The sequence below is a fragment of the Micromonospora endophytica genome (genome assembly GCF_003236305.1).
Classification (GTDB): Bacteria; Actinomycetota; Actinomycetes; order Mycobacteriales; family Micromonosporaceae; genus Micromonospora; species Micromonospora endophytica.
On record NZ_POTX01000181.1, the window covers coordinates 1 to 12,835 of the forward strand.

At 71.6% G+C, this 12,835-nt stretch carries 13 protein-coding genes; 6 read left to right on the plus strand and 7 right to left on the minus strand.

Annotated features, from left to right (window positions below):
* The coding region (locus tag C1I93_RS22125) for a LacI family DNA-binding transcriptional regulator (protein WP_258378324.1) at positions 1-1,033 on the minus strand (1,033 nt) is incomplete at its 3' end.
* A gap of 266 nt (positions 1,034-1,299) precedes the next feature.
* Here C1I93_RS22125 and C1I93_RS22130 point away from each other — a divergent pair.
* From C1I93_RS22130 to C1I93_RS22150, 5 genes are all read left to right on the plus strand, one after another.
* On the plus strand, positions 1,300-3,327 hold the full coding sequence (locus C1I93_RS22130) for an RICIN domain-containing protein (RefSeq protein WP_111245217.1): 2,028 nt from the start codon (positions 1,300-1,302) through the stop codon (positions 3,325-3,327).
* A gap of 82 nt (positions 3,328-3,409) precedes the next feature.
* Positions 3,410-4,495, plus strand: coding sequence for an S-(hydroxymethyl)mycothiol dehydrogenase (locus tag C1I93_RS22135; protein ID WP_111245218.1), 1,086 nt, complete (start codon positions 3,410-3,412; stop codon positions 4,493-4,495).
* On the plus strand, positions 4,495-5,124 hold the full coding sequence (locus C1I93_RS22140) for an MBL fold metallo-hydrolase (RefSeq protein ID WP_111245219.1): 630 nt from the start codon (positions 4,495-4,497) through the stop codon (positions 5,122-5,124). The genes C1I93_RS22135 and C1I93_RS22140 overlap by 1 nt, the downstream gene beginning before the upstream one ends.
* A gap of 82 nt (positions 5,125-5,206) precedes the next feature.
* Positions 5,207-6,316 carry a DUF3626 domain-containing protein gene (locus C1I93_RS22145; RefSeq protein WP_223256693.1) on the plus strand — a complete coding sequence of 370 codons (1,110 nt, stop codon included), beginning with the start codon at positions 5,207-5,209 and terminating at the stop codon, positions 6,314-6,316.
* A 281-nt stretch (positions 6,317-6,597) separates the two neighbouring features.
* Entirely contained in the window at positions 6,598-7,266 is a 669-nt protein-coding gene (locus tag C1I93_RS22150) for a hypothetical protein (RefSeq protein ID WP_111245220.1), read from the plus strand.
* A gap of 27 nt (positions 7,267-7,293) precedes the next feature.
* Here the strand turns inward: C1I93_RS22150 and C1I93_RS22155 are convergent, their stop codons facing one another.
* The 4 genes from C1I93_RS22155 to C1I93_RS22170 form a co-directional block, all read right to left on the minus strand.
* The gene (locus tag C1I93_RS22155; RefSeq protein ID WP_111245221.1) at positions 7,294-7,644 is read right to left on the minus strand and encodes a helix-turn-helix domain-containing protein; all 351 of its coding nucleotides are present in this window, start codon (positions 7,642-7,644) and stop codon (positions 7,294-7,296) included.
* Complete coding sequence (locus C1I93_RS22160) at positions 7,641-8,036, minus strand: MFS transporter (RefSeq protein ID WP_181445280.1); 396 nt, start codon at positions 8,034-8,036, stop codon at positions 7,641-7,643. Before C1I93_RS22160 ends, C1I93_RS22155 begins: the two co-directional genes overlap by 4 nt.
* A gap of 135 nt (positions 8,037-8,171) precedes the next feature.
* Positions 8,172-9,659 carry an MFS transporter gene (locus C1I93_RS22165; protein WP_223256692.1) on the minus strand — a complete coding sequence of 496 codons (1,488 nt, stop codon included), beginning with the start codon at positions 9,657-9,659 and terminating at the stop codon, positions 8,172-8,174.
* Between the two features lie 64 nt (positions 9,660-9,723).
* The gene (locus C1I93_RS22170; protein WP_111245223.1) at positions 9,724-9,960 is read right to left on the minus strand and encodes a hypothetical protein; all 237 of its coding nucleotides are present in this window, start codon (positions 9,958-9,960) and stop codon (positions 9,724-9,726) included.
* Positions 9,961-10,272: 312 nt separating this feature from the next.
* Between C1I93_RS22170 and C1I93_RS22175 the strand changes: the two genes are divergently transcribed.
* Complete coding sequence (locus C1I93_RS22175; protein WP_111245224.1) at positions 10,273-11,175, plus strand: SDR family oxidoreductase; 903 nt, start codon at positions 10,273-10,275, stop codon at positions 11,173-11,175.
* An 18-nt stretch (positions 11,176-11,193) separates the two neighbouring features.
* On the opposite strand, the gene C1I93_RS22180 is transcribed toward C1I93_RS22175, so the two are convergent.
* Together C1I93_RS22180 and C1I93_RS22185 are read right to left on the minus strand one after the other, a co-directional pair.
* Complete coding sequence (locus C1I93_RS22180; protein WP_223256691.1) at positions 11,194-11,853, minus strand: nucleotidyl transferase AbiEii/AbiGii toxin family protein; 660 nt, start codon at positions 11,851-11,853, stop codon at positions 11,194-11,196.
* Positions 11,850-12,191 carry a hypothetical protein gene (locus C1I93_RS22185; protein WP_111245228.1) on the minus strand — a complete coding sequence of 114 codons (342 nt, stop codon included), beginning with the start codon at positions 12,189-12,191 and terminating at the stop codon, positions 11,850-11,852. Before C1I93_RS22185 ends, C1I93_RS22180 begins: the two co-directional genes overlap by 4 nt.
* Between the last annotated feature and the right edge of the window lie 644 nt (positions 12,192-12,835).

A 12,835-nucleotide genomic window follows, 5' to 3' on the forward strand; every position in this document is an offset into this window, starting at 1 on the left:
CCAGCCGGGTGGGGACCAGGGTGGTGCCGGCCGGGGCGGAACCGGTGCGGACCTGGCGCAGGACCGCCTCGACGCAGCGCCGGCCCACCTCGGCGAAGTCCTGATGCACGGTGGTCAGCGGGGGGATGAAAGCCCCAGCCTCGGCGATGTCGTCGAAGCCGACCACGCTGACGTCGCGCGGCACCACCCGGCCCTTGGCGTACATCGCCCGCAGCACACCGAGCGCCATCTGGTCGTTGGCGACGAAGAGCGCCGTGCAGCCCGGCTCGTCGGCGAGGTCGAGGCCGACCCGGTAGCCGGCGTCGGCGGACCAGTCACCGCGTCGCAACTCGGGCACCGGCCGGCCGGCCTCCTCCAGCGCCGCGCGCCAGGCCAGGGCCCGCCGCTCGCCGGCGTACGACTCCGCCGGGCCGGCCAGGTGCCACACCGTCCGGTGACCGAGGTCGAGCAGGTGATGCACGGCCTGACGGGCACCGTCGGCCTGGTGGGTGTCGACCACGCTGTAGCGGTCGCCCGCGTCGGAGTCGACCACGACCACCGGTACGTCCGGCGGCAGCACCAACGTCGCGCTGTCCAGCAGGTGCACCTCCATGATGACGATGACTCCGTCGACGGCGAGTTCACCGAGCCGGGTGAACGCGCCGTGCACCCCGTCCTGGGTGGGTGCGGCGACCGGAATCAGGGTGATCACGTAGCCCTCGTCGGCCGCGTGCGTCGCGATCGCCTCCAGGGTCCGGCTGTTTCCCGTGGTGGAGAGCGTGAACAGGATGACCCCGATGGTGCGGAACTCGCCGTACTTGAGGGCGCGGGCGGCGCTGTTCGGCCGGTACCCGAGCGTCCGCATCGCGTCCAGCACCTGCTCCCGGGTGGAGCCCACCACCCCGGGGTGGCCCGTCGACACCCGGGAGACGGTCTGCGCCGAGACGCCGGCCAGCCGGGCCACGTCGGCCATGGAGACCCGCCGACGGCGCGGCGATCGGCCACCCTCGCCCGCCGGATCCGGGGCTGCCACTGGCGACGAGGACGCACTCACTCCCGTCGGCTCCTCTCCTGTACGCCCGAACCGGGCCGGGATGTTTAGTGACCACTCTAGGTAGCGGCCGGCGTCGGCGCTGTACCGCCGGGCCGGCGCCCTTGACGGGTCCGGCACCGGCTGCGAGCATCATCGACACCGATGTTTGCGTAAACATTAGCGGTGGGTTACGGCAGCCGTCCCCCCGGTCCCACCCGGCGGGCGCAGCCGTGCGCCGGGCCGGTGGTCCGGGCACCCCTGCCCGACCACTTCCGGAGGGAGCCGGCATGGCACACACAGACCGCACCCGCCGCCGGGTGGCCGCCGCGCTCAGCGCGGCCGTCGTCGCGGCCATCGGCGTCGTCGCCACCGGGGCCGCCCGCGCGGCCGACGCGGACGCCGCTGTCGTCACCGTCCGCCCAGACCCCTCCTACCAGGGGCAGGAGTTCGAGGGCTGGGGCACCAGCCTGGTCTGGTTCGCCCACGCCACCGGCGGCTACCCGGACGAGATCCGGGAGCGCCTGGCCGACCTCCTCTTCGGCCCCGACGGCCTCGACCTCAACATCGCCCGCTACAACATCGGCGGCGGCAACGCCCCCGACGTGCCCGACTACCTGCGTCCCGGGGGCGCCGTGCCGGGCTGGTGGCAGGCGCCCGCCGGCACCACCCGGGCCGACCGGGACTGGTGGAACCCGGCCGACCCGACGCACTGGAACGACGCCGCCGACCCCGCGCAACGCTGGTGGGTCGAGCGGATCAAGGGCGACGTGACGCGGTGGGAGACCTTCAGCAACTCGCCGCCGTGGTTCCAGACCGTCAGCGGCTACGTCTCCGGCGGATTCGACGCCACCGCCGAACAGATCCGCGCCGACACCATCGACGACTTCGCCACCTACCTGGTCGGGGTGACCGAACGACTCGAGGACGCCCACGGCATCACCGTCGACACCATCGACCCGCTCAACGAGCCCAACACCACCTACTGGTCCACCCGCCTCGGTGCCGACGGCAACCCCGTCGGTGGCCGGCAGGAAGGCGCCCACGCCGGCCCCGCCCGGCAACAGCAGGTCCTGCGCGCGGTCGCGGCACAGCTGCGGGCCGCCGGCAGCCACACCACCGTCTCCGCGATGGACGAGACCAACCCGGGCACGTTCGCCACCAACTGGCAGGCGTACGCCGACGACGTCCGCGCCCAGATCGCCCAGCTCAACGTGCACACCTACGGCACCGGCCAACGCAGCACCGTCCGCGACATCGCCAAGGGCGCGGACAAACCGCTGTGGATGAGCGAGGTGGAAGGCTCCTGGAGCACCACCGGGCAGAGCTTCACCAACATGGCCCCCGGCCTCGGCATCGCCCAACACATCGTCGACGACCTGCGGGAACTGGAACCGACGGCGTGGGTGCTCTGGCAGCCGATCGAGGACTACGACAACATGAAGCCCGGCGGCGAGTTCGCCCAGGGCAGCAACTGGGGCAGCATCCAGGTGCGCTTCGACTGCACCGCCACCGACACGCTGCGGACCTGCCCGATCCACACCAACACCAAGTTCCAGACGCTGCGCAACTTCACCCACCACATCCGTCCCGGTGACCGACTGGTCAAGGTCGACGACACGGCAAGCGTCGCCGCCGTCTCCCGCGGCGACCAGGCCACCGTGGTGCACGTCAACTCCACCACCGCCGCCCGTACGGTGCGGCTCGACCTGTCGGCCTTCGGCGCGGTCGCGGCCGACGCCACGGTGACCCCGATCGTCACCAGCGCGAACGGCTATCTCCGCCCCGGTACCCCGGTCACCGTGCGCGACCGGGCGGCGGAGCTGACCGTGCCCGCGCAGTCGGTGACCACCTTCCGGATCACCGGCGTCTCCGGCGTCCACCCGGACGCCGCGCTGATCCGCGACGGCCGGACCTACCGGCTCCAGGGCGTGCAGAGCGGACGGTCGCTGACCGCGTCCGGCAGCGGCGTGGTGATCCGCACCGACGCCGCCACCGACACCGGCCAGAGCTGGCGGATCACCAGGCTCACCGGCGGGTACGACAACCGGGCGCGCTACACCGTCGGCACCGCCGCCGGTGACCGGCACCTGGCCGTGGTCGACCAGGGCGCCGCCCTGGTCACCGCCACCGCGAATCCGGGCCCGACGGCCCAGTGGCTGCTCTCCACCACCGGCGACGGCACGTACACCTTGGTCAACGTCGCCACCGGACGGCTGCTGGACGTCGCCGGCCAAGCCACCGGCGACGGTGCGACGGTCTCCACCTGGCTGCCGAACTCCGGTGCCAACCAGCGCTGGCGCATCACCACCAGGTAGGTTCGCCTGCGGAAACGATCGCCGGCGACGCCGCCGCAGCAGCCTCGGCGTGCCAGCTCGGCGCCGAGGTGGAGGAGGAACCGTGAGCCAGCAGGTCAAGGGAGTCATCTCACGTAGCAAGGGTGCACCCGTCGAGGTCACCGACATCGTGCTGCCCGACCCCGGGCCCGGTGAGGCGGTGGTACGCATCCAGTCCTGCGGGGTCTGCCACACCGACCTGCACTACCGCGAGGGCGGCATCAGCGACGACTACCCGTTCCTGCTCGGGCACGAGGCGGCGGGCATCGTCGAGCAGGTCGGCGAGGGGGTCGACGACGTCGCCCCCGGTGACTTCGTGGTGCTCAACTGGCGGGCCGTGTGCGGGGTGTGCCGGGCCTGCCGGCGCGGTCGGCCCTGGTACTGCTTCGCCACCCACAACGCCGCCCAGAAGATGACCCTGACCGACGGCACCGAACTCTCCCCGGCGCTCGGCATCGGCGCGTTCGCCGAGAAGACCCTGGTGCACGCCGGCCAGTGCACGAAGGTCAACCCGGCCGCCCGGCCCGCCGCCGTCGGCCTGCTCGGCTGCGGGGTGATGGCGGGGCTCGGCGCGGCGATGAACACCGGCGGGGTGACCCGGGGCGACTCGGTGGCGGTGATCGGCTGCGGCGGCGTCGGCGACGCGGCGGTGGCCGGTGCGGCCCTGGCCGGCGCCACCACGATCATCGCGGTGGACACCGACTCCCGCAAGCTCGACTGGGCCCGCAAGTTCGGCGCCACGCACACCGTCAACGCCTCCGAGGCCGACCCGGTGGCGGAGATCCAGGCGGCCACCGGCGGCTTCGGCGCCGACGTGGTGATCGACGCGGTCGGCCGGCCGGAGACCTGGAAACAGGCGTTCTACGCCCGGGATCTGGCCGGCACCGTGGTGCTGGTCGGCGTACCGACCCCCGAGATGCGCGTCGAGCTGCCGCTGCTCGACGTCTTCGGCCGCGGTGGCGCGCTCAAGTCCAGCTGGTACGGCGACTGCCTGCCCAGCCGCGACTTTCCGCTGCTCACCGAGCTGTACCTGCAGGGCCGCCTCGACCTGGACGCCTTCGTCACCGAGGAGATCAGCCTGGACGGGGTGGAGGAGGCGTTCGCCCGGATGCACCGGGGCGACGTGCTCCGCTCGGTGGTGGTCTTCTGATGGCCGCCCGGATCGACCACACCGTCACCTCCGGCACCTTCTCCCTCGACGGACAGACCTTCGACGTCGACAACAACGTCTGGGTGGTCGGTGACGACAGCGAGTGCGTCGTCATCGACGCCCCGCACGACGTGGACGCCATCCTGAAGGTGGTGGCCGGCCGCCGGGTCACCGCGATCGTCGCCACCCACGCCCACGACGACCACGTCCGGGTCGCGCCGGAACTCTCCCAGGCCACCGGCGCGCCGGTGCTGCTGCACCCCGACGACCGGGTGCTCTGGGACATGGTCCACCCCGACCAGCCGCCGGGCGGGCAGCTGCGCGACGGCGACACCATCGAGGTGGGCGGCACCACGCTCACCGTGCTGCACACCCCCGGCCACAGCCCCGGCGCCTGCTGCCTGTACGCCCCCGCGCTCGACGTCGTCTTCACCGGCGACACCCTGTTCGCCGGCGGTCCGGGCGCCACCGGCCGGTCGTACAGCGACTTCGACACCATCATCACCTCGATCCGGGACCGGCTGCTCACCCTGCCGGCGCAGACCGTCGTGCACACCGGCCACGGCGACAGCACCACCATCGGCGCCGAGGCGCCGCAGCTGCCGCACTGGCTGGCCCGAGGCCACTGACCTGGTTCCGGGCCCGGCCGGCGCGTCGGCGGGCCCGGAAACCGGGGTGCGTCGGCGCACCAGGGCCCGTCACACTCGTCCGGTGTCCTCGACCCCTGACCAGCGGTTGACAGCGGCCCAGCGGGACGCGCTGGAGCACGTACGGACGCTGGCGCGGCGGGCCCGGCCCGCCGCGTCGGCGACGATCAACCGCATCCTCACCGGCACCGGCGTCCGGCCGGACGGGGCGCAACTGGTCGCGGCGATCGGCCGGGCCGGCCGGCTCACCCTCAACTTCCATCCGGACCGGTTGCTCGCCGACGGGCGGTCGGTGATCGAGGCACTCGCCGTCGACGGCGTCTACCGCAGCCAGTTCGAGACCGGGATCTCCGGTGGCGGGCTGAGCGCGTACCCCGGTGGTGACCGGGACCGCTGGGAACAGCGCATGTTCGGTGGCGCGTACCAGCGTCCCGGGGTCCGCCCGGCGCACCGGCCGACGTACGGCGGGCTGAACCTGCTGGACCATCCCGACGGCGCCTGCCCCCGATTCGGCTCCTGCCACCTGCGGCTGCGGCCCGAGGTGCTGGTCCGCACCACCTTCTGCTTCGGCGACAGCCACCTCGGCCCCCGCCAGGTGGCCACCATCGACGCGATCGAGCCGGTGCTCGCCGCGTTGCTGGTGGCGACCGTCGACACCGGGGTCTGCCTCGGTCGACCCGGCACGGACCTGGTCACCCTCACCGGCGAGCTGCTGCGGGCCCGCGCGGAGATCGCCGCCACGCCGCGGGTCGCCGGCCGGTCCCTCGACGACTACATCGAAGCGCAGGTCCACGGCGAGCTGCGGTTGGCCCGGGACGTCGCGGAACTGGTGGTCGATCCCTCGTTCCGGGACACCGACACCGGGACGCTGCTCACCGACACCGCCCGGCGGTACGGCTTTCCGCTGCGCTGGCACGCCGGCTTCGTGCTGCCCGTGCAACAGGTCGACGCCGAGTTCCGGGGGCCGGCGATCCCACAGTTGGCGGCCCGGGTGCACGCCGAGTTCGCCCGCCCCGGTGAGCCGCTGCACGCCGCCCTGATCGGCCGCGCCGCGGCCTCGACGGTGACCGAGCCGCACCGGTGGGCCGACCGAGGTCCGATCGCGGACACCCGTCAGCACCTCAAGCAGCTCTGGCACGTGCTGGTCCGGTACGGCACCCCGTACGCCGGCTGACCGCGTTCCCGGCCACCGCGCGCGGCGCGCGGAGCTGGCCCGTCCGGTCGCCGCTGACCGTCATGGTGCCTGCCGTCCGGTTGAGTGGTGATCGCAGGCGGCTGTCCGGTCCGGCGGGTGACCCGGACCGCAGCCTCTGGCGCATCCGCCATTTCCGGAATGACCGACACGCCCGGCTGGTTGTGCTTGCCCGAAGCGTCGGCACCCAAACGCCGACGTCCGCGTGTTCTCCAGAGCGGCTCACCCCGAGCGTGCTCGTAACGATCGAAGGGGCAACCATCGTGAAGCGTGACTTCGCTCGATGGCTCCCGGCCATCGCGACGAACCCGAACCGGAAGACCGCGCTGAGCGTCGTGGGCGTGACCGCCCTCGCCGGGCTGGCCCTCGGCCCGAGCGCCATCGCCGCACCGATCACCAGCGGCCCCCACGAGGGGGCCGTCGCGGCGATCGACAAGGCCACCGGCCGTACGTCCGAGTCGGCACCGGTCACCAGCGACCGCAGCGACAAGCCCACCCGTAGCGAACTGATCCCGTACGGCGTGCAGGGTGCACAGTCGCGCATCCCGCTCGACAACGCCCAACGCGACAACGCCAGGACCATCGTCGAGGTGGCCAAGAAGACAGGTGTGGGCGAGCGGGGCGCGGTGATCGGCGTCGCCACCGCCCTCCAGGAGTCGAAGCTCTACAACCTCGGCCACCTGGGCGTCTCCAACGACCACGACTCGCAGGGCCTGTTCCAGCAGCGTCCCTCCACCGGGTGGGGCAGCGTGGAGCAGATCACCGACCCGGAGTACTCCACGACGGCGTTCTTCGAGGCGCTCAAGCGGGTCCAGGGTTGGCGGGACATGCCGCTGACCAGCGCGGCGCAGACGGTGCAGGTCTCGGCCTACCCGTTCCACTACGCCCAGTGGGAGGAGCAGTCCGCGGACCTGGTCTCCCAGTTCTGGTGAGCTGATCACGACCCGGGCCGACCCTGATCAGGGTCGACCCGGGTCCCGCGCCACCGCCGCCCAGTCCGTCAGGCCGGCCCGGATGGCCGGATCACCGACCATGCACCACATCAGCTTCCGCCGCTGCGGCGGGAGCAGCATCGCGATCGCATCCAGCACCCGCTTCGAAACGACCACCCGGCCCTGTTCCAGCCAGGTGTACCAGGCCAGTCCCACCCCGGACAGCGCCGCGACCTCCTCCCGCCGCAGCCCGGGGATGCGCCGCCGGCCCGTCGGTGGCAGACCCACCTGCTGCGGCGTGAGTAGCTGCCGGTGGGCGCGCAGGAAGGAACCGAGCTGCTTCGGGTACGCGGTGTCCGACGGGTGCTTCTCGCTCATGACGCTGCGGCCCCCGTGCCCGTGCTCACTGCTCCCGGCGGCCAGCGTATCGAGCACGATGTCACGGTGAGGCTGGCCGCCACGGCGGCCACCACGTTGCTCAGCATGAACAGCGCCGCACCGACCACGATCGTCGGCCGCCTACCGATTCGATCGGAGACCGCGCCCAGCAACGGCGCGGTCACGGCGTACACCAGGGTGTATGCCGTGACGCTCTGCGCCGCCGCCGCCTCGGAGACCGACAGCGACTCGGCGATCGTCGGGAGCAGCGGAGAAACCACGAAGGTCTCCGTGCCGATCAGGAAGAGCAGGAAATAGCCGCCGGAGTGGCCGCGCCAGGGCGAGCCGGACCGGGAGACGGCGCCGACTGCCGCAGAAGCGTTGCTGGACATCGATCCTCCTGATCGGGACGCTGCGTCCCCGCGCAGCGTCCCGATTCTGACCAGGTCTCCCGGGCCCAGCCAGATCCGAGTTTGTACTGATACCGACGCCCACACGCTGGGCATCGCGCGCACGGTCCCGAACTGTTAAGAGGGGGCCCCTCCTCTACGTGAGGCGTTAATAGGGGGCCCCTCCTTGCGCTTTTCCCGGTGGGTGAGGTCGGCGAGGGCGACGAGCAGCGCCAACGCGATGATGCCGGCGGAAACCAGCAACGACCGTTCGAAGGCCCTCGACCAGGCGTCGTTGCCGGCGGTGACGGCCGAGAAGAAGACCGCGCCGACCACCGCGATGCCGACGGCCGAACCGATGCGCTGACCGGTCTGGAGCATCCCCGCGCCGCTGCCTGCCTGCGGCACCGGCACCTGCGACAGGGTCAACGTCTGGTTCGGGGCGATCACCAGACCGCTGCCGATACCGGCGAGCAGTAGGGGAGCGGCGGTCACCCAGGGCACGGGCGCGTGCGGGGCCAGCTCGATGGCCAGGGCCACCAGACCGAGACCGACCACCACCGTGAGCAGCCCGACCGCGACCAGCGGCCGGCCGAACCGGTTGACGATCCGCCCGCCGACCGCGGAGGCGACGGCCGAGCCGAGCGCGAAAGGGGTGATCGCCAGGCCGGCGACGAGCGCGCTGTATCCCCGGCCGCTCTGCAGGTACAGCGTGAAGATGAAGAAGATCGCGCTGAAGCCGCCGAAGTAGATGAGCGCGATCACCGAGCCGAGGGTGTACGACTTGCGGCCGAACAGGCGTACGTCGAACAGCGGTGCGCCCTGCCGCGCGTACCGCCGTTCCCAGAGCCCGAAACCGGCGAGCGCGATCAGGCCGGCGGGCAGCAGCAGCCACTTCACCGGGCCGTGCCACTGCTCGCGCTGCATCAACGGCAGCAGCACCAGGGTCACGCCGACAGCCAGCAGCGTCACCCCGACCGGATCCCGTCGTGCCGGCGCGGCCCGGCCCGGCGGTCGGCCGGGCAGCAGCCGCAGACCGAGCAGCACCGCGACGACGCCGACCGGCACGTTGACGAAGAAGACCCACCGCCAGCCGTGGTCCGGTCCGCCGGCCGCGATCAGCAGGCCGCCGAGCAGCGGGCCGACCGCGGTGGAGATGCCGATGGTGGCGCCGAGCAGGCCGAACGGTCGGGCCCGCTCGGCACCCTGGAACAGCTGCTGGATCAGGCCGGTCACCTGCGGGTTCACCAACCCGGCGGCGGCGCCCTGGAGCAGCCGGGCGGCGATCAGCCAACCGGGCGACTGGGCCAGCCCGGCCAACGCGCTGGTCAGGGTGAACAGGCCGACACCGAAGACGAAGGTGTTGCGCCGGCCGCGCACGTCACCGAACCGGCCCGCCGGCACCAGGACCAGACCGAAGGCCAGGGCGTACCCGGACAGCACCCACTGGAGGTCGCTGGGACCGGCGCGCAGGGCGTGCTCCAGCGACGGAATCGCCACGTTGACGATGCTGATGTCCAACAGCGTCATGAACGCCGCGACCAGTCCGACGCCCAGCGCCTGCCAGCGCCGCCGATTGTCGTACGCCGCAGCCGCGTTCGACGATCCGCCGGCCGCTGGGCTCAACCCGGGCCCCGGCCGTTCGACTGTCGTGCCGCAGGCCGACGACCGTGGCGTACGGGGGCGGTCGTCACGCGAGCTGCTGTGCGCAGAACCGGGGGCCGAAGTCGAGCCCGGCCATCGGCGAGTCCTCGCGGTGCAGCAGGTTCTTCTCGGTCAGCAGGTGCAGCGGGGTTTGCAGCTGCTCCTCGGTCAGGCCGCACTCCTGGGCGATCAGGTCCGGGTAGGGGACCTGGCCGCGTGCCTCCAGGGCCGCCACCGCGTCGTAAACCCGAGCTTCGACGTCCGACAGCCGCACCTGTTGCATGGTGTCCTCCTCGCGCCTCGTCCGCCCGCGGCTGGGGCGGTCTGCGGCTGGCGGTTACCCGATGCGGCGGCGAAGATGCCCGTCGGTGTTCACGGCGGTGGGCGATGAAAGGAGGGGCCCCCTGTTAACGCCTCGTGTAGAGGAAGGGCCCCTTATTAACACTCTCGGTCCGCCGGGCGCTAAGCCCAGGGGCGCAATCCAGGATCCTAGGATGCCGTACGGGGAGTGACGAGAGCTATCGACCGTTTCGGACAGCGGCGGTCGGGTAGGGCCATTCAGGACCGGATTGACCTACCGCACGAGGAGACGTCCGTGAGCCAGGACCAGCACACCCAGCAGGACCCCACCGAGCAGTACGGCCAGCAGTCGGGCCAGCCCAACCAGCAGCAGGAGCCGCCAGGGCGGACCGATGAGATGCGGCCGAAGCCGGATCACGGTGAGGACACCTACGAGGGCAGCGGCAAGCTTGAGGGAAAGAAGGCGGTGATCACCGGCGGTGACTCCGGCATCGGTCGCGCCGTGGCGCTCGCCTTCGCTCGCGAGGGCGCCGACGTGCTGATCTCCTACCTCGGCGAGGAGGAGGACGCCGACGCCCGCGAGACCGTCCGCCTGATCGAGTCCGCCGGTCGAAAGGGGATCGCGGTACGCGGCGACATCGCCGACGAGGGCAACTGCCAGGCGTTGATCGACCGGGCGGTGAGCGACCTCGGCGGCATCGACATCCTGGTCAACAACGCCGCCTACCAGATGGCGCAGGACAAGGGCATCGCCGGGATCAGCACCGAGCAGTTCGACCGGGTGTTCAAGACCAACCTGTACGCGATGTTCTGGCTCTGCAAGGCCGCTTTGCCGCACCTCGACGAAGGCTCAGCGATCATCAACACGTCGTCGATCCAGGCGTTCGACCCGTCTCCGCAGCTGCTCGACTACGCCACCACCAAGGCGGGCATCGCGAATTTCACCAAGGCACTCGCCGCCGATCTCGTCGATCGGGGCATCCGGGTCAACGCGGTGGCGCCGGGACCGGTCTGGACCCCGCTGATCCCGGCGACCATGCCGGAGGAGAAGGTGAAGCAGTTCGGTACGGACACTCCGGTGGGCCGTCCTGGGCAACCCGCCGAGCTGGCCCCCGCGTACGTCTTCCTCGCCTCGCAGGAGTCGAGCTTCATCACCGGCGAGATTCTCGGTGTGACCGGAGGTCGCTTCACCAAGTGACCGCCGCGTGCCGCACTGTCAGCGTGGCCAGCCGGCCAGACGGTCGCGGACCCGGGTGATGTCAGCGGCGTTCAGGCCGTACCGGGCGAAGCGGCGGTCCGGGATCCGGTCCAGGTACCGGCCGGCGGCGCGGACGTCCTCATCGTCCAGGGCGGGGTCGAGCTGCCGGGCAAGTTCCAGCAGCTCGGCCACGTCCCGGTGTTCCAACGCGGAGGCCACGTCGATGTAGTCACGAACCTCGCGGCGATTGACCAGGGCAGCGGTCTTGTTCGCGATCAGATCGCGTACGTCCATCACCGGTCCGAAGTCCATCACCACCGGGCTGCGGTGCCGGTCGAGGCGGGCCAGGCTGAGCCGAATCTGCCGGTCGCCTCGGCCGACGACGAAATCCCGCAGGTCCCGGTCGAAGCCGTCGAACAGTTCGCCGAGTTCACTGTCCGAGTCCGCCTCGATCACCTGGAAACCGGCGCCCTCCAGGGCGGTCCGCACGTCGGACGCGGCCGCAGCGGCCGCGCCCTCCACGTCGGCGAAGAGGTCCACGTCCTCGGTGGGTCGGGTGACCAGGCCGTGGGCGGCCCACGCCACGCCGCCGCCGAGCACGAAACGGTACGGCCCGGCGACAGTCAGCGCCACCCGGGCCACCTCGCGGTAGAAATCGTGCGGGTGGGCTCCGCTCACGCCGCCCGCAACCCCCGATGCCGGGTCTCCCAGGCCAGCCGCACGCCGCGGGGCAGGTTCAGCAGCCGCCACACCTGGCGTAGCGTCCGGCCGTTGAGCAGCCGCCGCAGGTCGTCGAGGTTCGTGCTCTCGCGCAGCACGTTCTCGTACATCCAGAGCAGTTGGTCCGGGTCGCTCAGGTCGAACGCGCGGTCGCTGCTCCACATGAGCCGTACCGGCAGCTCGACCACGCCTGCGACGGGCCCGCGCAGCTCTGCCAACGAACCCGCCACCAGGGTGGGACGACCGGGTCGGGCGAGGTACGCCACGGAGGTCGCGGGGGTGGAGACGGCCGGCATGCTGTCAGGGTAACGCCAGTCGGTACGGTGGCGGGCCTGCGATCGCATCCGGGCCGCACCTTATGTCAAGTTTGTGACCAAAAATCCGGATAACCGTACGCCGTCACCGCCCGGATCCTGTGGTGTCGGTGGCCCACTGCCCAGCCCGGTCGGCCGCCCGTCGGTGGAATCTCTGGCCACTGGCCGGCGTTGTATCCGGTGGCTGACCGCGCAGGACCTGCTGGCTGCCCCGCGCAGGATGCTGGTGCCGACCACCGGGCGCCGTTCCCGGGAATCACCGCCCCCGGTCAGCCGTTACACATGGTCCCGGCGCCGCGAAGCGGCTTGACCGCCCACGCGCGCCCTTTCCCGCCTGCGCCCGGCGGGGTCTCCATCTCCCTCGCTTTGCCTTGCCGCTTCCCCCTCTTCTTGTTCTTGAGCGCCGGACGGTGCTTGCGCATGCCGCGCCGACCCCCCGTTGGTGGTGTGCGCCGACCCCCGAATGGAGCTTCGTCATGAACACGATCTTCCGTAAGAGTGTCAAGCCCCGGGTTTGATGGACAGTTGGTTAGCTGGTTTTCAGGGGTGCGGGGACCGGGTGGGTCATCGCGTGTAGGGCCTCGTGTTCGGCGGGTGGGATGTGTCCGAGTTCGCCGTGCAGCCGG

Coding starts and splice junctions, on each gene's coding strand:
- C1I93_RS22160 (WP_181445280.1), bottom strand. CDS start 8,036: ATGTCCAGCAACGCTTCTGCGGCAGTCGGCGCCGTCTCCCGGTCCGGC.
- C1I93_RS22140 (WP_111245219.1), top strand. CDS start 4,495: ATGGCCGCCCGGATCGACCACACCGTCACCTCCGGCACCTTCTCCCTC.
- C1I93_RS22170 (WP_111245223.1), bottom strand. CDS start 9,960: ATGCAACAGGTGCGGCTGTCGGACGTCGAAGCTCGGGTTTACGACGCG.
- C1I93_RS22185 (WP_111245228.1), bottom strand. CDS start 12,191: ATGCCGGCCGTCTCCACCCCCGCGACCTCCGTGGCGTACCTCGCCCGA.
- C1I93_RS22130 (WP_111245217.1), top strand. CDS start 1,300: ATGGCACACACAGACCGCACCCGCCGCCGGGTGGCCGCCGCGCTCAGC.
- C1I93_RS22155 (WP_111245221.1), bottom strand. CDS start 7,644: ATGAGCGAGAAGCACCCGTCGGACACCGCGTACCCGAAGCAGCTCGGT.